We start from the raw sequence: 23,111 nt of genomic DNA, 5'->3' as shown, positions 1-23,111 counted from the left end.
AGGCGACCGTGCAGAATATTTGCATGATTGATCCGAAGCTCAAGGTCCTGCAGATGGTCGACCGCTACGGAGGCGTCACGGCCGCCGCCGAGGTCATGGGCTACACACCGTCCGCGGTCTCCTACCAGCTGCGGCAGCTGGCCGAGCAGCTCGGCGTCAAACTGATCGAGCCCTCGGGGCGCGGTATCCAGCTCACGCCGGCGGCGCGTACGGTGCTGCGGCACACCGTCGTCATGCAGGCGCAGTGGGAGCAGGCGCGCAGCGAGCTGGCCGCGACGGCCGAGGAGCCGACGGGCAGCTTCACCCTCTGCGGCTTCTCCACGGCCGCGACCCACCTGCTGCCGCCCGCCGCCGCGGCGCTGCGGGACCGCTACGCGCGGCTGACCGTTCGCCTGGTGGAGGCGGAACCGGCGCGCTGCTTCGAACTGCTCCTTGCCGGGGAGGCCGACCTCGGCCTGGTGGTGGTCACGTCCGACTCGCCGCCGCTGAGCGACGATCGCTTCGACCAGCAGCCCCTGCTCGACGATCCGCTCGACCTGATCGTGCCGGCCGACCACCCGCTGGCGGGGCAGAAGAGGGTCACCCTGGCGGACGCGGCCCGCGAACCGTGGATCCTCGGCACTCCGGGCAGCACCTACCACCAGCTGGTCGTAGGCGTGTGCATGTCGGCGGGCTTCACTCCGCACTTCGCCCACCAGGCCGACGAGTGGGAGACGGGACAGGCGATGGTCGCCCAGGGGCTCGGTGTGATCCTGGTACCGCGCCTCGCACGCATCAACACCGGATGGCCCGTCGAGCGCGTCCCCCTGTGGGGAGAGCCCGCGCCTGCGCGACGGATCCTGGCGGCCACCCGCAACGGTGCCGCCCGCCACCCGGTCGTCGCGCAAGCGCTCGACCTCATCAAGACGACGTCCTCCGGCCTGTTCCCGCCCGGCAGGAGATAGCTCCGTACGGATCGCCTGTCTCAGCCGTACGGCCTGCCTGCCTCCGCCGGGCGGTGGTCGGGCGCGGTGGTGAATCGTCAGGCGTGGTCGACCAGTTGGGCATGGCCCTTCTGCCGTGCGCAGTGGGCGCAGCAGTAGAACTGGCCGTCCGACTGCAGGCCGTGGCCCAGGATCCGGCAGTTGCAGTTGTCGCAGACCGGGGCCATGCGCTGGGCCGCGCACTCCAGGCTGTCGAAGACGTGCACCGCTCCGGCGGCCCGCACTTCGAACGCCAACTCGTAGTCATTACCGCAGACTTCGCACTCCGCCATGGGGAATCCCTCCATCCGTCTCCGGCGACGGGCGGGGCAAGGGTCGCCGCACCCCCAAGTTCCCACCGGAACCGGAGCCGCGCCAGCACACAACGAGCCGGTGCTCCGGCCTCTGAGCGCGTTGTGTCCGTGCACGGGTGTCACCCTCGGCCGGTGGCGCTCACCCGTCGTCGCGCGGGAGGCCCGTCGACGCCCGCACCACGAGCTTCGGGTCGAGTACCGCCTCGCGCGGCGCCACCCCCTCGCCCTCCAGCCGCTCGACGGCGAACCGTACCGCGTGCTCGGCCAGCCGGGCCGGGTCCTGGCGGACGGTGGTCAGGCCCACGGGCATGAGGTGCGAGAGGTGGCTGTCGTCGTACCCCACCACCGACACATCGTCCGGTACGTCGAGCCCGGCCCGCGCGAACGCCATCATCAGGCCCAGCGCGCTCCGGTCGTTGCCCGCCAGTACGGCCGTGGGCAGCCGCTGTTCCGCGAGCATCAGCCGGGCCGCCGCTGCACCGGCCGCCTCGGTGTGCCGGCCCGGGATGACGCGGATGTCGTCGCCGAGGCCGTGGCGGCGCATCGCGGCACGGTAGGCGCGCCGCCGTTCCGCCGAGCCGGGGTCGCGTCCGCCGTCGACGTGGACGATCCTGCGGTGCCCGAGGCCGAGGAGGTGGTCCATGGCCTGGCGTACGCCCTTGGCCTCCGCGGTGTGCACGTTGTCGACGTGGGCGCTGGTGATGCGGCGGCCGACGGACACCGCGACCGTGTGCCGCCCCAGCTCGTCCAGGTACGTGGTGCCGGCCCCCGGCCCGAGCAGGATCAGCGCCTCGCAGCGGTGGCTGAGCAGCGCCTCCACGGCCTTGCGCGCGGAGCGGCCCGGCGCGTTGGTGGAGAGCAGGACGTCGTAGCCGCGCTTCTCGGCCTCGGGGTGCACTGCCTCGGCGAGGTCGGCGTCGAAGGGCTGGTGCAGGGTGAGCAGCACGCCGAGCGTGCGGCTGTGTCCACGGGCGAGGAGCCGGGCCGCGGTGTCCGGGCGGTAGCCCAGCTCGTCGGCGACGCGCAGGACGCGTTCCCGGGTCGCGGCGCTCGCCCCGGCTTCGCCGCGGAAGACGATCGAGACCAGTGCCCGCGACACCCCGGCGCGGGCGGCGACGTCGGCCATGGTGGGGCGCCGATTGCCGTGCGTTTCCACCTGCTGTCACCCTCCCGCGCGGGACGCCATGGAGGCAACTTCCTCGTAACAACCTATTGACATGACATTTGAACAACGCCATCGTTCTGGCCAACTGGAGCGCGCTAGTAGAGCGCGACAGCATCGTTCCTCCCACGCAAGGAGACGTCAATGAACGTCACGGACGCTTCCCCACGCGGCGTGCCACCCGCCTTCGGCGAGGACGCACCGCGGCCCGTGCGACGCCGCCTGCGTGTCATCACCGTCATCGCCACCTTCGGCGGGCTGCTCTTCGGCTACGACACCGGCGTCATCAACGGCGCCCTGCCGTACATGAAGGACGACCTCGGCCTCACACCCTTCATGGAGGGCCTGGTCACGAGCTCGCTGCTGCTCGGCGCCGCACTCGGCGCGGTCACCGGCGGCAAGCTCTCCGACGCCCGTGGCCGGCGCCGCAACATCCTCGTCCTCGCGGTGTTCTTCTTCTTCGGTGCGCTGGGCGCCACGCTCGCGCCCAGCACCGAGGTCATGATCCTGGCGCGCTTCGTCCTCGGCCTCGCGGTCGGCGGCGCCTCGGTGACCGTGCCCGTCTACCTTGCCGAGATCTCCCCGGCCGAGTGGCGCGGCGGGCTGGTCACCCGTAACGAACTGATGATCGTCACCGGCCAGTTGCTCGCGTTCACCTCCAACGCGGGTATCGCGCGCCTCGGCGGCGAGTCCGGCGGCGTCTGGCGCTGGATGCTCGTCCTCGCCACCGTGCCCGCGGTCGTCCTGTGGCTGGGCATGCTCGTGATGCCCGAGAGCCCCCGCTGGCTGGCCGCCCAGGGCCGGTTCAACGACGCGTTCGAGGTGCTGAAGCAGGTGCGGTCCCGGCAGCGGGCCGAGGCCGAGCTGAGCGAGGTCTCCGCGCTCGCCGTCAAGGACGAGCAGGAGAAGATCGGCGGGTGGCGGGACCTGCGGGCCACCCCGTGGATCCGCCGCCTGATGTGGGTGGGCTTCGGCATCGCCGTCGTCCAGCAGATCACCGGCGTCAACACGATCATGTACTACGGCACCCAGATCCTCACCGACGCCGGATTCGCCGCCGACAGCGCCCTGACCGCGAACATCGCCAACGGCGTGATCTCCGTACTGGCCACCTTCGTCGGCATCTGGCTGCTCGGCCGCGTCAACCGCCGCCCCATGCTGCTGGCCGGCCAGCTCGGCACCACCGTCGCGCTGCTGCTCATCGGCGTCTTCTCCATGACGCTGCCCGCCGGGGACGGCCGCGCCTTCGCCGTCCTCGCCATGACCGTCACCTTCCTCGGCTTCCAGCAGGGCGCGATCTCCCCGGTCACCTGGCTGATGCTCTCCGAGCTGTTCCCGATGCGGATGCGCGGCTTCGGCATGGGCGTCGCGGCGGTCGTCCTGTGGCTGACGAACTTCGCCATCGGCCTGGTCTTCCCCTCCCTGGTCTCCGGCCTCGGCGTCTCCGCGACGTTCTTCGTCTTCGTCGTGCTGGGCGTCCTCGCCATCGCCTTCGTCAAGCGCTACGTCCCCGAGACCAAGGGCCGCTCCCTGGAAACGCTGGAGACGGAACTGCGGGCGCGGTACTCGTAACCACCCCGGAAACCTCTGGCGAGGCGGCCGTCGCCGGTCGGCCGTGCAGAAAGCATTGATGGACGTCAACGGACGGGCTGTTGCACGATGTCGGGCAGTCTGTTGATCGGCACCGCCCCCGCACTGTCAGTCCGCGCCGCGCCCCGGGCACCGAGGTCTCGTCACTCGCCGGGAGCGGCCCCCGGGAAGGGACCGGCCGTTGACCTCCTCCACCTTACGTACCGTTCCGTCCACCGCCGACGTCGTGATCATCGGCGGTGGGGTGATGGGTGCCAGTACAGCGTTCCACCTCGCCGAGGCCGGGGTGCGCAACATCGTCGTCGTCGAACGCGGTGACCTGGGCTGCGGCAGCTCGGGAAAGCCGATCGGCGGGGTACGCGCCCAGTTCTCCGACCCGCTCAACATCGAACTGGGCCACCGCAGCCTCCACGCCTACCGGGACTTCCCGCGCCGGCCGGGCGCCGGCATCCGGCTCGACACCGTCGGCTACCTCTTCCTGCTCGACACCGCGCAGCAGGCGAAGGAGTTCGAGGCCGGGGTGGACATCCAGAACGGCCTCGGCGTACCGAGCCGCATGATCGGCCCCGACGAGGCGCAACGCCTGTGCCCCTACGTCAGCACCGACGGGCTGGTGGCCGCCGCCTACTCGCCCGCCGACGGCCACGCCCGCCCCGCACTGGTCGTACAGGGGTACGCGCGCGCCGCGGCGCGGGCCGGCGTCACCCTCGCCACGCACACCGCGGTCACCGGCCTCGACACGGCCGGCGACCGGGTGACCGTCGTGCACACGAACCGGGGCCGCATCGCCTGCGCCACGGTGATCTGCACGGCGGGCGCCTGGACGGCCCGGATCGGCGACATGATCGGCACCCGCCTCCCGGTACGACCCGTACGCCGCCAACTGTCGTTCACCGAGCCGCTCACCCCGCCCGCGCCCCGTATCCCGTTCACCATCGACTTCTCCTCCACCGCCTACTTCCACAACAGCGACGACGGGCTGCTGTTCGGGCTCGCCGACCCCGACGAGCCCGAGGGGTTCGACACCACCTGGACCCCGGAGTGGCTGGAGCTGTTCCGCGCCGCGGCACGCCGCCGCGCCCCCGCCCTCGCGGACATGCCGACGGACGGCGGGTGGGCCGGCCTGTACGAGGTCACACCGGACCACAACGCGCTCATCGGCCGCTCCGCCGAGTACGCCAACTTCCTCTACGCCGCCGGATTTTCCGGCCACGGCTTCCTCCAGGCACCCGCGGTCGGCGAGATCATGCGCGACCTGTACCTGGAGCGCGAGCCGTGCACCGACGTCGCCCCGCTCAGCGCCGACCGCTTCCGCCACGGCGCCGGGACCACCCGGCCCGAAGCCCACGTGGTGTGAACCCGATGCCCACGTGGCGCGAACCGATGACCCATGTGGTGTGAACCCGACTCCGACCGAAAGGCAGACCGGCAGACCATGTCAATGATCAGCCAGTGGCAGCTGCGCGCCGCGTTCGCGACGCGGCTGTCGGAGATGTACGGCCGGGAAGTACCCGCCTACACCACGCTCGTGGACGTCTCGCGCGAGGTCAACGAGGACGTCCTGCGCGCCCGCGGAGCCGACGCCGAACGGCTCGGCTCCATCGGCCGGGTGACCGCCGAACGGCACGGAGCCATCCGCGTCGGCACCCCGCGCGAGATGCAGCAGGTCGCCCGCGTCTTCGCCGCCCTGGGCATGCACCCGGTCGGCTTCTACGACCTGCGGGAGGCCGCCGCCAGCGCCGTACCCGTCGTCTCCACCGCCTTCCGCCCCGTCGACCGCGACGAACTGGCGCGCAACCCCTTCCGGGTGTTCACCTCCATGCTCACCCCGGCCGACCCGCGCTTCTTCGACGCCGACCTGCGCTCCCGCCTGGAGACCTTCCTCGCCGGCCGCGAACTGTTCCCCCCGGAGCTGCTCGCGCTGGCCGACCGCGCCACCCGTGAGCGGGAACTGCCCGCCGACGACGCCGAATGCTTCCTTCAGCTGGCCGTCCAGTCCTTCGAGTTGTCCGCCGAGCCGGTCGATGCGGCCTGGTACGAAACGCTGGAGCGGGTCTCGGCCGTCGCCGCGGACATCGGCGGCGTACGCAGCACCCACATCAACCACCTCACCCCGCGCGTCCTGGACATCGACGAGCTGTACCGGCGCATGACCGAGCGGGGCATCGAGATGATCGACGCCATCCAGGGGCCGCCGGCCTGGCACGGGCCCGACGTCCTGCTGCGGCAGACCTCCTTCCGCGCCCTCGCCGAGAAGCGCGCGATGCGCGCCCCCGACGGCACCGTGCGCACCGGCGCCCTGCGCGTACGCTTCGGCGAGGTCGAGGCCCGCGGCATCGCCCTCACCCGCGAGGGCCGGGCCCGCTACGACGAACTGCTCGGCCGCGTCGACCAGCAGGCCGCGCAGGGCACGGGCGAGTCCCGCGCCGACATCGCCCGTGCCGTGTGGGAACGCCACATGCCCGCCGGCGAGGAGCAGCTCGCCGCCGAAGGGCTGGGCTACTTCACCTACCACGTCGTCCCCGACCGCCCGCGGGACGGCAGCCGCCCGCCGTCGGGCCTCGGCGAGCTGGTGCGGCAGGGCTGGGTCCACGCGCGACCCATCGTCTACGAGGACTTCCTGCCTCGCTCCGCCGCCGGCATCTTCCAGTCCAACCTCACCGGCGAGGGCACCCGCAACACCACACAGGAAGCCACCGCCTACGACGCCGACCGGCTCTCCGGCGCCATCGAACGCGAGGTACTCGACCCGTTCACGCTCTACGCCCGGCAGCGCGACGACTCCCTCGCGCGGGTCGCCGGGGCACTGGGACTCGGCGATGTCCGGGGACTGGGCGACGACCGGGAATTCGGTGGCCTCCGCAGCTGATCCTCCACCCCGTAGGTAGCGCCATGACCCGCACCGCACTACTCACCGAGATGGCCTGTACGAGGCGCCGGCCACCGGCGGCATGACCGCTGCACACTGCGGCCAGGCGCCCGAGGTACGTGTGCTCAGGCTCGCCCGTGGCACGGTCACTCAGCACACCGAGGCGTTGCTCTCGCCGATCGTTCCGACGGTGGAGGACCCCTTCACCATGTGACGGGCAGTTCGTGCACGCCGTAGATGACGGCATCGTGTGTGAAGGGGAGTTGCTCCAGGTCGACGGCGGTGCGCAGGGTGGGGATGCGGCGGAAGAGGGTGGGGTAGAGGACCTGGAGCTCCATCCGGGCCAGGGGCTGGCCGACGCAGTGGTGGGTGCCGGCGCCGAAGGCCAGGTGGGGGCGGGCGTTGCGGGTGATGTCCAGGGTGTCGGGGTCGGGGAAGACCTGCGGGTCGCGGTTGGCGAGTTCGCTGAGGAGGATGACGCCCTCCCCGGCGCGGATGGTCCGCCCGGCGACCTCGATGTCCTCCAGCGCGGTCCGGCGCCGCCCGAGGTGGACGATGGAGAGGTAGCGCAGCAGTTCCTCCACCGCGGTGGCGACCACCTTGGGGTCGTCGGTGTCCCGGACGACGGCGAGCTGATCCGGGTGCTCCAGCAGCAGGAGCGTACCCAGCGTGATCATGTTGGCGGTGGTTTCGTGCCCGCCGAGGAGCAGCAGCACGCCCATCGTGGCCGCCTGGTGACGGGTGAGTTCGCCCGCCTCGATACGCGCGCCGAGCTGGGACAGCAGGTCGTCACCGGGTTCGGTGATCTTCTTGCCGACCAGGTCGTCGAGGTACTCGGCGAGATGGGTGTGGGCGGCGGTCCGGTCCTCGGCCGTGGCGACGGAGGAGACGATGGTCTTGCTGTTGCGCTGGAAGAACTCATGGTCCTCGTAGGGCACTCCGAGCAGTTCGGAGATGACCAGCGAGGGGAGCGGCAGCGCGAGCGACTGGACCAGGTCGGCGGGCTTGGGGCCCGCGAGCATGCTGTCGAGGAAGCCGTCCGTCATCCGCTCTACGGCGGGACGCAGCGCCTCGATCCGCTTGATGGTGAAGACTCCGCTGACCATGCGCCGCAGACGCGCGTGTTCCGGGTCGTCCATGCCGACGAAACTCATGTCCCGCTTCCCCTTGCCGGCCTTCTCGGGGTCGACGGGGCTGGGAAAGCCGGGGTTCGAGAAGTCGGCGCTGAGCCGGGGGTCGGAGAGCAGGGCCTTCTGCTCGGCGTGGCTGGTGACGACCCAGGGAGTGCTCTCGCCCCACGACCGGACCCGGCTCACCGGGCCGCGGTCCCGCAGGGCACGCATCTCCGCCGAGACGCCGAAGGGACAGGCGGCGGACCGGGGATCGGGAAAGTCGGGGAGGTGGGGGATGCCTGTTGGGGCGGTGTCCGGCGTGGGCGCGGTGCTGGTCATGGCTGTCCTCCGGTGGTCGGGCCGAACGCGTCCGGCGACCGCCGGCGCGCATCCGGGGCTGCTTGTGATTTACGCGTCCTCGCCGAGGTGGATGGCCGGTGCCGGGCACACGGTCTCCTCCGGCCTCTTGCCCCTGGTTACCGCTAGTTACTTCTGGTCGCTTCAGGCCGTACTGATCAACGGATTGCGTCCGCTGGGCAGTGAACACCCCGAGGCAGAGTTAAGTCAATCGAATGACTTAACTCTGCGGCGGGTAGACAGGCAAGCGGGCGGGCTGGCAACTGCTGGATCGACCGGCGGGGCATGGTCGGTCACGGCGCCTCGACCGCTGTCTTCGTCTCCTCCCCGCCGGGCCCGGACCACAGTGCGACCAGGTCGTCGGCCATGAAGTCCGCCTGGAAGAGGAGTTCCAGGTTTGCGGCGGACTCGGCGGCCTTCTCGGCGCTGCGCGGGAAGAGTGCTGCTTCGTACGCGGCGAGTGCCTTCTCGGTGTCGCCGGGGTGGGCGGCGATGGCCTGCGCGAGCTCGGCGCCGTCGAGCATGGCGAGGTTCGCGCCCTCGCCCGCGAACGGCGACATGAGGTGCGCGGCGTCGCCCAGCAGCGTGACGCCCGGGGTGCGCTCCCAGCGCTGCCCGGCCGGCAGTGCGTTGATCTTCCGCGGTACCAGTGGGCCGTCCGCTTCCGTCACCAGCGTCCGCAGGCTCGCGTCCCACCCTTCGAACTGCCGCAGCACCTCGGTCTTCGCGCCCTCGGGATCGGAGAAGTCGATCGAGTCGAGCCACTCCTCGCCGGTCCGTACGGCGACATAGATGTGCAGGCTGCCGTCGGACTCGCGGTGGCCGAGGAAGCCCTTGCCGCCGCCGAGCGCGAAGAGGGAGCCGCCGCCCACGACGGCCGCGCTGTCCGGGTGCCGGGCGTCCGCGTCGAGCAGGTCCACCTCGACGAAGGAGACGCCGGTGTACGACGGCCTCGCGTCGCTGAGCAGGGGGCGGATGCGCGACCAGGCGCCGTCCGCGCCGATCAGCAGGTCGGTGGTGGCGGTCGAGCCGTCGGCGAACGTCACCTCGTGCGCGCCGCCGCCCAGCGGTCGGGCGCCGGTGACCTTGTGCCCCCACCGAACGGTGCCCTCGGGCAGCGAGTCGAGCAGTAGGTCGCGCAGCCGGCCCCGGTCGACCTCCGGGCGCTCGCCCGTCCCGTCGTCGGCCTCGTCCCAGTGCAGGGTGCCGTGCTGGTCGAGCACCCGGGTGGCCTCGCCGCCGGGGTGTACGAGCGTACGGAAGTCGTCGAGCAGCCCGGCGGCGCGCAGGGCGGCCTGACCGCTCTCGGTGTGGATGTCGAGCATGCCGCCCTGGGTCCGGGAATGGCGGGATTCCTGCAGGTCATAGACGGTGGCGTCGATGCCGTTCAGGTGCAGGACGCGGGCCAGGACCAGCCCGCCGAGGCCGGCTCCGGCGATGGCGATGGGGGAGTGGGAAGCGCGGGAAGTCATGGCCGTACTCCTTCGGTGCGTGTGGTCGGCTACCTCTCCACGGTAGGCAAACATGTTCGTAACGAACAAGTTCGTAGCGAACGTGTTCGTCGTCACTCTTGGTGCTGGGTGAACATGTTCGCTAGCGTTCTCGCATGTCATCCGACCGCGCCCACCACCGCAGCCGCCGGGAACGCCCCGCCAAGCCCGCCCTCAGCCGCGCGGGGATCATCGACACGGCGGTCCGGCTGCTGCGGGCCGAGGGGCTGCAGCGCGTCACCATGCGGCGCCTGGCGCAGGAGCTCGACACCGGGCCCGCCTCGCTGTACGTGTACGTGGCCAACACGGCGGAGCTGCACGCGGCGGTCCTGGACGAGCTGCTGGGCGACGTGGATCTGGCCCCCGTCCGCGGTTCCGGCGACTGGCAGGAGCGCATCGAGGCGGTCCTCGTCTCGTACCTCCACGTGCTGTACGAGCACCCCGGCCTGGCCCGCACCGCGCTGGTCACCCGCCCTTCGGGGCCGCACTACCTCGGCCTACTGGACGCACTGCTCGCGCTGCTCAAGGAGGGTGGCGTCCCCGACGACCGGGCCGCGTGGGGAGTGGACGTACTTCTCCAGGTCGCCACCGCCAACGCCGCGGAGCACGCCACGCTCGACGAGTCGCCGCACGCCGAGACCGAGTGGAACGCGGTGGCCGAAGCGCTGCGGAACGCCTCACCGACCGACCACCCGAACGTCGCGGGGCGCGCCCCCCAACTCCTTTCCGGCGCCCCGGAACAGCGCCGCAACTGGGCCTTCCGCATGCTCCTCGCCGGTATCCAGTGCACCCCACTGCCGGAGGGCGTTTCGCAACCATCTGTCGAGTAGGTGGGCCCGGACGCGGGGGCGACTCGTAGGAGCCGCCCCCGCGTTGCTAGTTGTCCTGCTTCTTGATGTAGGCGACGGCCGTCATGCCGAGGCCGAAGGTGGCGGCGAAGGCGGCGGCTCCGGCCGCGACCGCTGAGACGGGAGGCGTCCCCAGCAGGCTCAGGAGCACGCCGGCCGTCAGTCCCGTGATGACGGACAGCAAGAAGACGATCACGACTTCGTACACGCGGTGATTGCACACCGGTACCTGGGCAGACAAACGCTGATCCTTCCGAGTTCTGTCAGAACATCGGCGTCCGGATCTCGCGGTGTTCGACGCACACGCCGGCCGGACGACCCATGCCTACGCATTGAGGTCGGAGCCGGAGCGCATCGCTCGTGCAGCGAGCACCCGGCCACCACGCGGTGAAACCCACGAGGCCTAAGTGCTGCATGTGCATCCTCTGCATCCCCCTGCTTGTCGTCCTCGCCCATCGGCGGCCCTTCGCCGGCGGCAGGAGCCAGGCGTCGCTCCGACGGTACCGCTTCTGGGGCGCAAGTGCCTATCAGTGACGGCGATTTGGTGAGCGCCCACCCTTTCCATCATGTACCCCCCGGGGGTATGTTACTGTCCGCTTCCCAGGTACCCCCTGGGGGTATATCGGAGAAGGGATAGTGGAATGTCGACCGTCAATCCGCGGCGCTGGTGGGCACTTGCCGTGCTGGCCGCCGCTCAGTTCATGGTCATCATGGACACGTCGATCATCGGGGTCGCGCTCCCCGAGATGCAGAAGGATCTGGGCTTCTCGCAGGGCGAGTTGCAGTGGGTCTTCAACGCGTACGTCATCGCCTTCGGCGGGCTGCTGCTCCTCGGCGGCCGGCTCTCCGACCTGCTCGGCGCGCGCAAGGTCTTCACCGCCGGGTGGGTCGTCCTCATCGCCGGTTCGATCGTCGCGGCGGCCGCTTCCACCGCGTGGGTGGAGGTCGTCGGGCGCGCGGTGCAGGGTGTCGGCGGCGCGCTCATCGCGCCCGCGGCCATGACGCTGCTGATGATGCTCTTCGGGCACAACCCGAAGGAGCTGGGCAAGGCCATGGCGCTGTACGGTGCCGCCGCCCCCGCGGGCGGTACGGCCGGTGTGTTCATGGGCGGTGTCTTCACCGAGTGGATGAGCTGGCCGTGGGTCTTCATCATCTACGTGCCGATCGGCGTCGCCACGCTCGCCGCCACGAAGCTGCTGCCCGCCGTCGAGTCGCGCCGCGGTTCGGTGGACGTGCTGGGTGCCGTGGCCGTGACGGCCGGTCTCGCGCTCGCGGTGTACGCGGTGGTCCGGGCGCCGGAGGTCGGCTGGGGCGCCACGGAGACCGTGCTGGAGCTGGTCGGTGCGGCCGCGCTGCTGGTGCTCTTCTTCGTGATCCAGAAGGCGATCCGGCAGCCGCTCATGCCGCTCGGCATCTGGCGCGTCCCGCGCCTGGGCTCGGCGAACCTCGGCATGACGCTGCTCGGCGCCGCCTGGATCCCGATGTGGTACTTCCTCAACCTCTACCTCCAGCAGGTCCTGGGATACGGCGCGTTCGCGTCCGGCGCGGCACTGCTGCCGATGACCGTGCTGCTCATGCTCTTCATGACCGTCATCACGGCGAAGCTGATGGCGAAGGTCGGCGCGAAGGCCCTGATCGGCGGCGGTCTGCTGGTCCTCGCGCTGGGCCTGGTGTGGCTGTCGGCCGTCGAGCCGACCGGCACGTTCCTGGTCGATGTGCTGCCGGCCTCGCTGGTGTCCGCGCTGGGCATGTCGCTCGCGTACATTCCGGCGATGATGACGGCCATGTCCGGCGCCCCGCAGGAGCAGGCGGGCCTGGCCTCCGGCATCGTCAACACCACGTATCAGGTGGGTTCCGCGCTGGGCCTGGCCGCGCTGACCGCGCTCGCCACCTCGCAGGGCGCCGGTGCGCTGGGCAACCTCCCCGCGCTGACCGACGGCTTCAGTGCCGCGTTCCTCGGTGCCGCCGCCGTCGCCGCGGTCGGCGGGCTCATCACGCTGCTCGTGATGCGCAGCGAGAAGGCCGCGGCCGCTGCTGCCGCCGGGCAGGCGCAGGCCACCCCGGCGTCCCGGGGCGAGCAGGTCGGCGTCTGACCGATGGGCTGCCCGGCAGCCGTACGGCCGCCACCGGGCCGGTGGCGGCCTCGCACGCACCAAGGGCCGCTCGATGTCTCGCACCATCGGACATCGGGCGGCCTCCGCCATGTATGCGTGCGCCCGGGGGCCGCACATGTCCGTGCGTGTAGGTACACAAGCGTGAAAAGAGAAGGAGTTGGCTCATGACAGATGGTGATGGAGCGGTACCTCGTATACGGGGCGGGGGTATGGCCCGGCGCGATTTGGATCTCCGTACCCGGTCCGTGCATGTTCATCATGAGTTCTCGAGCGGGGTGAGCCGGCCGCTCAGTGTGCCGCTCGTGCAGTCGTCCGCCTTCGCCTTCGATTCGGCCGATGCGCTGGCCGAGGCGATGGCGGGGCCGGACGGGCAGTACGTCTACAGCCGGCGCGGCAATCCCACCGTGCGGGCGCTGGAGCGTACCGTCGCCGACCTCGAAGGGGGTGCGGCGGCGATCGCCTTCGCTTCCGGCATGGGGGCCATCAGCGGTGTGCTGTTGGCGTTGCTCGTGCCCGGGGATCACGTCATCGCGCAACGGTGCCTGTACGGCGGGACGTACGCGGTGCTGTCGGACCTGGCGGCCAGGTACGGCATCGACGTCGACTACGTGTCCGGGGACGACGCGGCCGAGTTCGCGCGCCTGGTCCGGCCGCGGACGCGGCTGCTGTTCCTGGAGACCATCGCCAACCCGACCGGACGCGTGCCCGACCTCGGCGGGCTGCTCGCCGCCGCGCGCGGGCACGGTGTGGTCGGCGTCGTGGACAATTCGCTCGCCTCGCCCGTGCTGTGCCGCCCGATCGAGCACGGTGCGGACGTCGTGGTGCACTCCTCGACGAAGTACCTCGCCGGGCACTCCGACGTACTGGGCGGCGTGGCCGTCTTCGCCGAGGACGGGCTCCGGCGGCAGGTGTGGCCGCGTACGGTCGAACTCGGCGCCGCGCCCGACCCGTTCGCGGCCTGGCTGACCCTGCGGGGGCTGCCGACGCTGCCGCTGCGGATGCGGCAGCACTGCGCCAATGCCGAACTGCTCGCGGGCCGGCTGGCGGAGCATCCCGAGGTCGCCGCGGTCCACTGGCCCTGGCTGGCCGGTCACCCCTCGTACGGCATGGCCCGCAAGGTGCTCGCGGGTGGCGGCGGGATGGTCTCGTTCGAGCTGGCCGGAGGGCGGGCGGCGGGGCGCGCGTTCATCGAGCGGGTGCGGCTCGCCCGGCTGGCGCTGTCGCTCGGCGGTGTGGAGACCCTCGTGGCCCACCCGGCCTCCACCTCTCACCGGGAGCTGGATGCGGAGGCGCTGTCGGCGGCCGGTATCGGCGCCGGAACAGTGCGGATGTCGGTGGGGGTGGAGCATGCGGAGGATCTGTGGGCGGATGTCGAGCAGGCGTTGCGGGGCCTGAACGAGCCCGCGGAGCAGCGCAGTTGAGAAAGTCCGCGCTAGATTTGGATTGACAAAATAAATGGCTGATTCGTAGATTGGGGATAGCTCAGAGAAGCACTCTTCGGCTCAAGGGGGAGGCGCGCCATGCGCTACTTCGAGGACTTCCGCGCCGGTGACATCCACGAACTCGGCACCGTCACCGTCACCGAGGAGGAGGTGCTGGAGTTCGCCCGGCGGTTCGACCCGCAGCCGTTCCACACCGATCCCGGGCTCGCGAAGCGGTCGCCTTTCGGCGGGCTGATCGCCAGCGGCTTTCACACCTCGGCGCTGTTCATGCGGCGCTACGTCGACGGGCTGCTCGCCTACAGCGCCTGTGCCGGCTCGCCCGGTATCGACGAGATCCGCTACCACCGGCCGGTCCGGCCCGGCGACACACTGACCGCCCGCATCGAGGTGCTCGGCTCGCGCCCCTCTCTGGGCAACCCCGCCACCGGCATCGTGCAGCCCCGCTGCGAGCTGGTGGCCGCTGACGGGACGGTCGTGTTCAGCATGATCCTGCACAGCATCTTCCGGCGGCGCCCCGCCGACTCCTCCGCCCGTACCCCCGTGTCGATGTCCGCGGCGGAGGACCCGGTCGGCTGCGCACGGATCAGCTGAGCACGGCCGTCCTCCCACACCGTCCCAAGTGAAGGGGGCCTTCATGGAGGCCGTATCCCGCACAGCCCAGTGGACCGCCGCAGCGCGGGCCCTGGAGACCGAACGCGAGGACCGGCTGTTCGCCGACCCGTACGCCCGCACCGTCGCCGACGAGATCGGCTTCGAGCTGCTGGAACGCTACGCGGGCGCCGGAACCGTACCGTTCCTCGCCATCCGCACCACCTACCTCGACCGCGCCATCGGCCGTGCGGTCACCGACAAGGGCATCCAGCAGGTCGTCTTCCTGGCCGCCGGCATGGACACCCGCTTCTACCGGCTGGCGTGGCCGGCCGGCGTCACCGTCTACGAGCTGGACCGGCCGGCCCTGCTGGACGCCAAGGCCGTGATGCTGGCCGAGGAGCCAGCGCCGGCCGGGCGCGAGCGCCGTACCGTGTCCGTCGACCTCACCCAGGACTGGACCGGCCCGCTGAAGGAAGCCGGCTGGCGGTCGGAGCTGCCCACGCTCTGGGTCGTGGAGGGGCTGCTGTTCTTCCTGCCGGAGGCCGCGGTGCGCACCCTCATCACCACCCTGGCCGGGCAGAGCGCCCCCGGGTCGGTTCTCCTCGGCGATGTGATCAGCCGGGCCGCGCTGCAGAACCCGCTGTCCCGGCCCTTCCTCAGGGCGCTCGAAGAGGACGGCAACCCCTGGCTGTTCGGTACGGAGGAGCCCGAGCGGCTGCTCGCCGAGTGCGGCTGGGCGGTACGCGAGGTCAAGCAGCCGGGCGAGGACGGCGCCGACTTCGGCCGCTGGCCCTACTCCGTAACGCCGCGCGAGGTGCCCCGCGTCCCGCGGTCCTTCCTGTTCACCTGCGACCTGCCGACCGGCGAGGAGAACCCCTCATGACCACGGTGACGACCACCCCGGTCGCCCCGGCCGCCACCGCTGCCGACACGGCCACCGACTTCCATCAGCGCGTCATCGGGGACGCGGCAGCCGCCGTACGCGGACTGACCGTCTCCCTCGGCCGGCGGCTCGGCCTGTACCGCGCGCTCGCCGAGCACGGGCCGCTCACCCCCGCCCAGCTGGCCGAGCGCACGGGCATCAGCGAGCGGTACGCGGTGGAGTGGCTGCACGCCCAGCTCAGCGCGGAGTACGTCGAGCGGCGGCAGGACGCCACCGGGACCGAAGCCGGCACCGTAACAGGGAGCGGCAGCGATACGTACGCGCTGCCCGCCGCGCACGCGGCCGTGCTGGCCGATCCCGATGCCGTGACCTACGCGGCCGGCTTCTTCACCGCACTCAAGGCGCTGTACGCCACCGAGGACCTGCTCGTCGAGGCCTACCGCACCGGCGACGGCGTGGGCTGGGCCGAACACGACCCGGCCCTCGACACCGGTATGGGCAGCTTCTTCGAGCCGACGTACCAGCACCGCCTCCTCTCCGAGTGGGTGCCGTCGCTGCACGATGTGCCCGAGAAGCTCGCTGCCGGCGGCACGGTCGCGGACGTCGGCTGCGGCGTCGGGCACACCACCCTGCTGCTCGCCGAGGCGTTTCCGCACGCCACGGTCCACGGCTTCGACTACTCCGAAGAGGCCATCACCATCGCCCGGCAGCTCGCCGAGGACGCCGGTCTCTCCGACCGGGTGGTCTTCGACGTGGCCTCCGCCGACGACTACCCGGGCACCGGCTACGACCTCGTCACCTTCTTCAACTGCCTGCACGACATGGGGGACCCGGTCGCCGCGGCGCAGCACGTCCGCAAGTCCCTCGACGCGGACGGCACCTGGATGCTCGTCGAGTCGAACGTCTCACCCGACGACGTCGACGCCGGCACCCCCGCAGCCCGCATGTTCATGGCGCTGTCCGCGGTGATGTGCCTGCCGGTCGCCGTCGCCCAGCGCGGCCCGCACGCGCTCGGCAACCACTCCGGCGAACAGGCCTTCCGGGCCATCGCCACCGAGGCCGGCTTCGGCCGCTGGCGGCGCGCCACCGAGACACCCGTCAACGCGGTGTACGAGGTCAGGCCCTGACGGGCACGGTACGAACCGAGGAGAACACCATGGCCGGCTCCGCCCTGCCCACCACCGACCGTTTCCTGGAAGTCCTCGCCAGACTGAGCGAGAAGTCGGTCGAGGACTACTACAACCCCTACCAGCAGTTCGACTGGCCCGAGCGGCTCGACGAGGACCGCATGTGGATGAGCCCCGAGCTGCTCACCCCGTACGGCACCCGGCACTTCGACGAACTGGACGAGGACACCCTCCGCCGGCTCTCGAAATGGGAGTCGGTGAACTTCTACAGCCTGAACGTGCACGGCATCCGCGAGCTGCTCATCGAGGTCGTCGGCCGGATCCACATGCCGGGCTTCGAGGTGCCGTCGGACTTCTTCCACCACTTCATCGGCGAGGAGAACGAACACATGTGGTTCTTCGCCGAGTTCTGCCGCCGCTACGGCGGCAAGATCTACGGTTCGACCGCTCTGCGCGCCGACTCCGCGTGGGAGCCGGAGGCCGAGAACTTCCTGGTCTTCGCCCGCATCCTGTTCTTCGAGGAGCTGGTCGACCACTACAACTCCCGGATGGCGCAGGACGCGTCGCTGTGCGACACCATCCGCCACGTCAACCGCATCCACCACCAGGACGAGTCCCGCCACATCGCCTTCGGCCGGGAGCTGGTATCGCTGCTGCACACCCGGATGCGGGAGACCCTCGGTACGGAACGGCTCGCCGAGGTCGAGGTCTACCTCAAGCGCTACGTCGTCTTCAGCGTCAACTCCCTCTACAACCCGCACGTCTACCGCGACGCCGGCATCGCGGACCCGCTGGGTCTCCGCAACGCTCTCATCGCCGACGAGGCCCGCCGGGAGCACGAGCGCAAGGCCATCCGCAAGCCGCTCGCCTTCTTCCTCAGGACCGGCATCTTCTCGGACGACACACTGCCGGCGATCTGACCCACTGGGTTCGCGTAACTCCCGTACCAGCCCACCCATCAGTACGTCTTCCCACGTCGTCCTACGTCTTCCTACCCACCACTGCGAGGTGGACCGTGACCACAGCACCACCTGCTCAGCCCCAGTCCCAGCACAAGGAACAGTCTCCGACCCGGGACCAGTCCCTGGCCCAGCCGCAGAGCGGGCTGCCGACGCTCGGGCCGGAGGGCACCGCCCTGCTCCGGCTTCTCGACGACACCTTCGAGAGCTGGGGCGTGGCGGCCGGCGCCCGGCCGATGACCATGCCGCCGCTGCTGCCCGCAGCCGATCTGGCGCGGCTCGACTACTACGACAACTTCCCGCAGCAGGCCGTCGTCGCGGCCCCGCTCGACCTGGCGCGCCGCGACACCTCGCCCTTCTGTGCGGACACCGGCTGTTTCCCCTGTCAGGCGCTCCAGCCGGCCGAACTCGGCCTGCCCTCCGCCTCCTGCTACGCGGTCTTCCTGGACCAGCAGGGCCGGCAGGTGTCCGACGACTCGCTCGTCACCATCGTCGGCTGGTGCTTCCGGCAGGAGCAGTACTACGAAGGGCTCCGCCGCCAACTCGCCTTCCGTATGCGGGAGATCGTCGCTCTCGGCAGCCGCGACCACGCCGAGGCGCACCTGGCCGCCTTCACCGACCGCATCACTGCCTTCGCCGAGGCGCTCGACCTGCCCCTGCGCAGGGAGGCGGCCTGCGACCCCTTCTACGACAAGGGCAACACCAAGGCACTGCTGCAGCGCCTCTCGCCCGTCAAGCACGAGTTCCTGTACGAGGACCTGGCGATCGCCTCGGTCAACACGCACCGCAACTTCTTCGGGGACCGCTGCGACATCTCCCTGGCCGGCGACGGCGGCCCGGCCTTCACCAGCTGCGTGGCCTTCGGCCTGGAACGCTGGCTGTCCGCGCTCACCAGGCGGCACGGCAGCTGGGCGGCGGCGACCGAGGCGGTGCGCCGCGCGAACGCCGCCGCTCCCGGCGCCGCCCTGTCCGGCGGGCCGGTGACCTGAGGTGCCGGCCCGCCCCACCGCCCCACCGGCGGGCGGCCTGGGCTGGGCGAATCTCGGCATGGACATCGTGTCCGTCACCCGCGTCCGCAGACTCCTCATGGAGTACGGCGAGGAGTTCTTCGGCCGGATGCTGGACACCGGTGAACTGGACGACTGCCGTACGTCCAGCGGCCTCGACCTCCTCGGCCTGTGCGGCCGGATCGCCGCCAAGGAGGCCGCGTTCAAGACGCTGCGCGTCCGTCACGTACTGCTGCCCTGGCGGGACATCGTGGTGCGGCGCGCGGACGGCGGGTGGCCGCTCGTCCAGCTCCGGCGCAAGGCAGCCGAGTACGCCGCACAGGCCGGCATCACCGAGATCACCGTCAGCATCAGCCACGACGTGGACTACGCGGTGGCCGTGGCAGCGCCGATCCTCGGCGACCCGGCGGCGGACCCCGCACGGGACCGCCCCCACCGCTCTTCCGTACACCCCTCTTCCGCACCATCGGCACCGTAAGGAGCACCCCATGAACGACGGACTGCAGCAGGTCAAGGACTGGATCCTCAAGCGTCACCCGGAGCGCGAGGACATCCCCGGCGACCTGGACCTCATCGAGAACCGCCTGATCGACTCGCTCTCCTTCGTGGAGTTCGTCTTCCTGCTGGAGCAGCAGTGCGGCAGGTCCATCGAGATGGAGACGCTGGAGGTCGACGCCATCCGCACACTCGACGCCATTGAGGCGAACTTCTTCGGTGCGGAGGTGGGCTGACGTGAGCAGACGGCTCTTCACCTCGGAATCCGTCACCGAGGGACACCCCGACAAGATCGCCGACCGGATCAGCGACACCGTCCTGGACGCCCTGCTCGCCCAGGACCCGCGGGCCCGCGTCGCGGTGGAAACACTGATCACCACCGGCCAGGTGCACATCGCGGGCGAGGTCACCACGACCGCGTACGCGCCCATCGCCCAGCTCGTGCGCGACGCCGTGCTCGACATCGGGTACGACTCGTCGGCCAAGGGCTTCGACGGCGCCTCGTGCGGCGTCTCGGTCTCTCTCGGCGCCCAGTCACCTGACATCGCCCGCGGCGTCGACACCACGGACGAGAGCGGTGACGGGGCCGGCGACGAGGACGGTGACGAGCTGGGCCGGCAGGGCGCCGGCGACCAGGGGCTGATGTTCGGGTACGCCTGCGACGAGACCCCCGAGCTGATGCCCCTGCCGATCCATCTCGCGCACCGGCTCTCCCAGCGCCTCACCGACGTCCGCAAGGACGGCACCGTTCCCTACCTGCGCCCGGACGGCAAGACCCAGGTCACCATCGAGTACCGGGGCAGCCGCCCGGTGCGCCTGGACACCGTGGTCGTCTCGTCGCAGCACGCGGGCGACATCGACCTGGACTCCCTGCTGGCACCCGACATCCGCGAGCACGTGGTCGACCACGTTCTCGGCCGGCTCGCCGACGACGGCATCAAGCTGGAGACCGACGAGTACCGGCTGCTGGTCAACCCCACGGGGCGGTTCGAGATCGGCGGCCCGATGGGCGATGCGGGCCTCACCGGCCGCAAGATCATCATCGATACGTACGGGGGCATGGCCCGGCACGGCGGCGGCGCGTTCTCCGGCAAGGACCCGTCCAAGGTGGACCGCTCCGCCGCGTACGCCATGCGCTGGGTCGCGAAGAACGTGGTGGCCGCCGGCCTGGCCACCCGCTGCGAAGTGCAGGTCGCGTACGCGATCGGGAAGGCCGAGCCGGTCGGTCTCTTCGTCGAGACCTTCGGCACCGCGGTCGTCTCGCAGGCCCGCATCGAGGAGGCCATCGGGCAGGTATTCGACCTCCGCCCCGCGGCGATCATCCGCGACCTGGACCTGCTCCGTCCGATCTACGCGCAGACCGCCGCGTACGGGCACTTCGGCCGCGAACTCCCCGGCTTCACCTGGGAGCGCACCGACCGCGTGGCGGCCCTGCGCGCGGCCGCCGGCGCCTGACGAGCGGAGGAGGAGCCGACATGCGGATCGCGGTCACGGGATCCATCGCCACCGACCATCTGATGACCTTCCCCGGCAACTTCACCGACCAGCTCCTGGCCGACCGGCTGGACCGGGTCTCCCTCTCCTTCCTCGCGGACCGGCTCGACATCCGCAAGGGAGGAGTGGCGGCCAACATCTCCTTCGGCCTCGGCCTGCTCGGGCTGCGCCCGGTGCTGGTGGGCGCGGTCGGCGCCGACTTCGAGCCGTACCGGGTATGGCTCAAGCAGCACGGCGTGGACACGGATTCGGTACGGGTCAGCGAGGAGCTGCACACGGCCCGGTTCGTGTGCACCACGGACCGGATGCAGAACCAGATCGCGACCTTCTACGCCGGGGCGATGACCGAGGCACGCCACATCGACCTGGGGGCGGTCCTGGCACGGGTGGGGCGCCTCGGCCTGGTCATGATCTCGCCGGACGACCCGGAGGCGATGGTGCGGCACACCCGTGCCTGCCGCGCCCTCGGCATCCCGTTCGCGGCCGACCCGTCCCAGCAGCTCGCCCGGTTGACGCGGGCGGACGCGCTGGAGTTGGTGGACGGTGCGCGCTGGCTGTTCACCAACGAGTACGAGTCGGCCCTCCTGGCGGAGCGCACCGGCCTGACCGAGGCGGAGATCCTGCGCCGCGTCGGCTGCTGGATCACCACGCACGGTGCATCCGGCGCCCGCATCCGGCGGGACGGCCGGCCCCCGCTGGCCGTCCCGGCGGTGGAGGTGGCCGGCGTCGTCGACCCGACCGGGGTGGGCGACGCCTTCCGGGCCGGCTTCCTCGCCGGCATGGCGTGGGGCGTCCCGGAGAAGTGCGCGGCCCAGCTGGGCTGCGCGGTCGCCGCGACCGCACTGGACTACGTCGGCACGCAGGAGTACCGCCTCTACCGCGACGCCCTCGTCGCACGCGTCCGCGGCACGTACGGCGTGGGCTGCGTCGCCCACCTGGTCGCCCACCTGAAGGAGCTGACATGACGGCCGGACGGGGGGTGACGCTCCGCCGGGCCCTCGCCTCGCGCGTCGTGGTCGCCGACGGAGCGATGGGCACGATGCTCCAGGCCCACGACCCCGGCCTGGACGACTACGAGGGCCACGAGGGCTGCAACGAGATCCTCAACCTCACCCGACCCGACATCGTGCGTTCGGTCCACGAGGAGTACTTCGCGGTGGGCGTCGACTGCGTGGGGACCAACACCTTCGGCGCGAACCACGCGGCGCTGGCGGAGTATGACATCCCCGAGCGGGTCTTCGAGCTGTCCGAGTCCGGCGCGCGCATCGCCCGCGAGGCCGCGGACACCTTCACCGCACGGGACGGGCGGACCCGCTGGGTCCTGGGCTCGATCGGCCCGGGTACCAAACTCCCCACGCTCGGCCACGCCCGGTACGGAACGCTCCGGGACGCGTACGAACAGAACGCGGCCGGGCTCCTCCGGGGCGGCGCGGACGCGCTGCTGGTGGAGACCGCCCAGGACCTGCTGCAGACCAAGGCCGCGGTACTGGGAGCCCGGCGGGCCCTGGAGTCGGCAGGCAGCGACCTGCCGCTGGTCGTCTCGGTGACGGTGGAGACGACCGGGACGATGCTGCTGGGGTCGGAGATCGGTGCGGCGCTGACGGCGCTGGAGCCGCTGGGCATCGACATGATCGGCCTGAACTGCGCGACCGGTCCGGCCGAGATGAGCGAGCACCTGCGCTATTTGGCCCGTCACTCCCGTGTGCCGATCTCCTGCATGCCCAACGCGGGCCTGCCGGTCCTGGGCAAGGACGGCGCGCACTACCCCCTGACGGCGGGCGAGCTGGCCGACGCCCAGGAGACCTTCGTCGCCGAGTACGGCCTGTCCCTGGTCGGCGGCTGCTGCGGCACCACCCCCGAGCACCTGCGCCAGGTCGTGGAGCGGGTCCGCGGCACCGCCCCGACCGAGCGCCGCCCGCGCCCCGAGCCCGGCGCCGCCTCGCTGTACCAGACCGTCCCGTTCCGGCAGGACACCTCGTACCTGGCGATCGGTGAGCGGACCAACGCCAACGGTTCGAAGAAGTTCCGCGAGGCCATGCTGGACGCCCGCTGGGACGACTGCGTGGAGATGGCCCGGGACCAGATCCGCGAGGGCGCGCACATGCTGGACCTGTGCGTGGACTACGTCGGCCGGGACGGCGTGGCGGACATGACCGAGCTGGCCGGCCGCTTCGCCACCGCCTCCACCCTTCCCATCGTCCTGGACTCCACCGAGGTCCCGGTCATCCAGGCGGGCCTGGAGAAGCTCGGCGGCCGCGCGGTGATCAACTCCGTCAACTACGAGGACGGCGACGG

General features: G+C 71.1%; 23 protein-coding genes. 18 read left to right on the top strand and 5 right to left on the bottom strand.

What is annotated here, in order from left to right:
• Positions 1-23: 23 nt before the first annotated feature.
• Positions 24-944: a LysR family transcriptional regulator gene (locus ABZ840_RS32550; RefSeq protein ID WP_361565929.1), complete on the top strand. Its 921-nt coding sequence runs from the start codon at positions 24-26 to the stop codon at positions 942-944.
• 77 nt (positions 945-1,021) lie between these two features.
• On the opposite strand, the gene ABZ840_RS32545 is transcribed toward ABZ840_RS32550, so the two are convergent.
• On the bottom strand, positions 1,022-1,255 hold the full coding sequence (locus tag ABZ840_RS32545) for a hypothetical protein (RefSeq protein ID WP_052866532.1): 234 nt from the start codon (positions 1,253-1,255) through the stop codon (positions 1,022-1,024).
• A gap of 160 nt (positions 1,256-1,415) precedes the next feature.
• The gene (locus tag ABZ840_RS32540) at positions 1,416-2,402 is read right to left on the bottom strand and encodes a LacI family DNA-binding transcriptional regulator (protein ID WP_361566139.1); all 987 of its coding nucleotides are present in this window, start codon (positions 2,400-2,402) and stop codon (positions 1,416-1,418) included.
• A gap of 180 nt (positions 2,403-2,582) precedes the next feature.
• Here ABZ840_RS32540 and ABZ840_RS32535 point away from each other — a divergent pair, with 180 nt between their 5' ends.
• From ABZ840_RS32535 to ABZ840_RS32520, 4 genes are all read left to right on the top strand, one after another.
• Positions 2,583-4,010: a sugar porter family MFS transporter gene (locus ABZ840_RS32535; RefSeq protein WP_361565925.1), complete on the top strand. Its 1,428-nt coding sequence runs from the start codon at positions 2,583-2,585 to the stop codon at positions 4,008-4,010.
• A gap of 199 nt (positions 4,011-4,209) precedes the next feature.
• Entirely contained in the window at positions 4,210-5,385 is a 1,176-nt protein-coding gene (locus ABZ840_RS32530) for an FAD-binding oxidoreductase (RefSeq protein WP_361565922.1), read from the top strand.
• A gap of 84 nt (positions 5,386-5,469) precedes the next feature.
• Positions 5,470-6,897: a VOC family protein gene (locus ABZ840_RS32525; protein WP_361566137.1), complete on the top strand. Its 1,428-nt coding sequence runs from the start codon at positions 5,470-5,472 to the stop codon at positions 6,895-6,897.
• Positions 6,898-6,979: 82 nt separating this feature from the next.
• The gene (locus ABZ840_RS32520; protein WP_361565919.1) at positions 6,980-7,111 is read left to right on the top strand and encodes an Imm7 family immunity protein; all 132 of its coding nucleotides are present in this window, start codon (positions 6,980-6,982) and stop codon (positions 7,109-7,111) included.
• Here the strand turns inward: ABZ840_RS32520 and ABZ840_RS32515 are convergent.
• A complete protein-coding gene (locus ABZ840_RS32515) occupies positions 7,101-8,348 on the bottom strand; it encodes a cytochrome P450 (protein ID WP_361565916.1) in 1,248 nt (415 codons plus the stop codon). The two genes, ABZ840_RS32520 and ABZ840_RS32515, sit on opposite strands and share 11 nt — an antisense overlap.
• A gap of 311 nt (positions 8,349-8,659) precedes the next feature.
• On the bottom strand, positions 8,660-9,838 hold the full coding sequence (locus tag ABZ840_RS32510; RefSeq protein ID WP_361565914.1) for an NAD(P)/FAD-dependent oxidoreductase: 1,179 nt from the start codon (positions 9,836-9,838) through the stop codon (positions 8,660-8,662).
• 134 nt (positions 9,839-9,972) lie between these two features.
• On the opposite strand from ABZ840_RS32510, the gene ABZ840_RS32505 reads away from it, so the two are divergent.
• A complete protein-coding gene (locus ABZ840_RS32505; protein WP_361565911.1) occupies positions 9,973-10,686 on the top strand; it encodes a TetR/AcrR family transcriptional regulator in 714 nt (237 codons plus the stop codon).
• Positions 10,687-10,732: 46 nt separating this feature from the next.
• Here ABZ840_RS32505 and ABZ840_RS32500 read toward each other — a convergent pair whose 3' ends face one another.
• Positions 10,733-10,945, bottom strand: a complete 213-nt coding sequence (locus ABZ840_RS32500; RefSeq protein ID WP_361565908.1) for a hypothetical protein — start codon at positions 10,943-10,945, stop codon at positions 10,733-10,735.
• A 400-nt stretch (positions 10,946-11,345) separates the two neighbouring features.
• Between ABZ840_RS32500 and ABZ840_RS32495 the strand changes: the two genes are divergently transcribed.
• From ABZ840_RS32495 to ABZ840_RS32440, 12 genes are all read left to right on the top strand, one after another.
• Positions 11,346-12,797 (top strand): MFS transporter, encoded by a 1,452-nt coding sequence (locus ABZ840_RS32495; protein ID WP_361565905.1) that lies wholly within the window; start codon positions 11,346-11,348, stop codon positions 12,795-12,797.
• 185 nt (positions 12,798-12,982) lie between these two features.
• A complete protein-coding gene (locus tag ABZ840_RS32490) occupies positions 12,983-14,239 on the top strand; it encodes an aminotransferase class I/II-fold pyridoxal phosphate-dependent enzyme (RefSeq protein WP_361565902.1) in 1,257 nt (418 codons plus the stop codon).
• A gap of 99 nt (positions 14,240-14,338) precedes the next feature.
• Positions 14,339-14,851, top strand: a complete 513-nt coding sequence (locus tag ABZ840_RS32485; RefSeq protein WP_361565899.1) for a MaoC family dehydratase — start codon at positions 14,339-14,341, stop codon at positions 14,849-14,851.
• Positions 14,852-14,894: 43 nt separating this feature from the next.
• A complete protein-coding gene (locus ABZ840_RS32480) occupies positions 14,895-15,734 on the top strand; it encodes an SAM-dependent methyltransferase (protein ID WP_361565896.1) in 840 nt (279 codons plus the stop codon).
• Positions 15,731-16,861, top strand: coding sequence for a class I SAM-dependent methyltransferase (locus tag ABZ840_RS32475; RefSeq protein WP_361565894.1), 1,131 nt, complete (start codon positions 15,731-15,733; stop codon positions 16,859-16,861). The genes ABZ840_RS32480 and ABZ840_RS32475 overlap by 4 nt, the downstream gene beginning before the upstream one ends.
• Before the next feature lie 29 nt (positions 16,862-16,890).
• On the top strand, positions 16,891-17,781 hold the full coding sequence (locus ABZ840_RS32470) for a diiron oxygenase (RefSeq protein ID WP_361565891.1): 891 nt from the start codon (positions 16,891-16,893) through the stop codon (positions 17,779-17,781).
• 95 nt (positions 17,782-17,876) lie between these two features.
• A complete protein-coding gene (locus tag ABZ840_RS32465; protein ID WP_361565888.1) occupies positions 17,877-18,809 on the top strand; it encodes a hypothetical protein in 933 nt (310 codons plus the stop codon).
• Positions 18,810-18,867: 58 nt separating this feature from the next.
• A complete protein-coding gene (locus tag ABZ840_RS32460; RefSeq protein ID WP_361565886.1) occupies positions 18,868-19,305 on the top strand; it encodes a 4'-phosphopantetheinyl transferase superfamily protein in 438 nt (145 codons plus the stop codon).
• Positions 19,306-19,315: 10 nt separating this feature from the next.
• Positions 19,316-19,558 carry an acyl carrier protein gene (locus ABZ840_RS32455; protein WP_361565883.1) on the top strand — a complete coding sequence of 81 codons (243 nt, stop codon included), beginning with the start codon at positions 19,316-19,318 and terminating at the stop codon, positions 19,556-19,558.
• 1 nt (position 19,559) lies between these two features.
• The gene (gene metK / locus ABZ840_RS32450) at positions 19,560-20,777 is read left to right on the top strand and encodes a methionine adenosyltransferase (RefSeq protein ID WP_361565880.1); all 1,218 of its coding nucleotides are present in this window, start codon (positions 19,560-19,562) and stop codon (positions 20,775-20,777) included.
• A gap of 20 nt (positions 20,778-20,797) precedes the next feature.
• A complete protein-coding gene (locus ABZ840_RS32445) occupies positions 20,798-21,781 on the top strand; it encodes a carbohydrate kinase family protein (RefSeq protein WP_361565877.1) in 984 nt (327 codons plus the stop codon).
• On the top strand, positions 21,778-23,111 hold a 1,334-nt coding region (locus tag ABZ840_RS32440; RefSeq protein ID WP_361565874.1), incomplete at its 3' end, for a homocysteine S-methyltransferase family protein. The genes ABZ840_RS32445 and ABZ840_RS32440, both read left to right, overlap by 4 nt.

The organism is Streptomyces sp. NPDC047117 (genome assembly GCF_040643545.1).
Lineage (GTDB): Bacteria > Actinomycetota > Actinomycetes > Streptomycetales > Streptomycetaceae > Streptomyces.
This window is presented reverse-complemented; position numbering and strand designations above follow the sequence as displayed.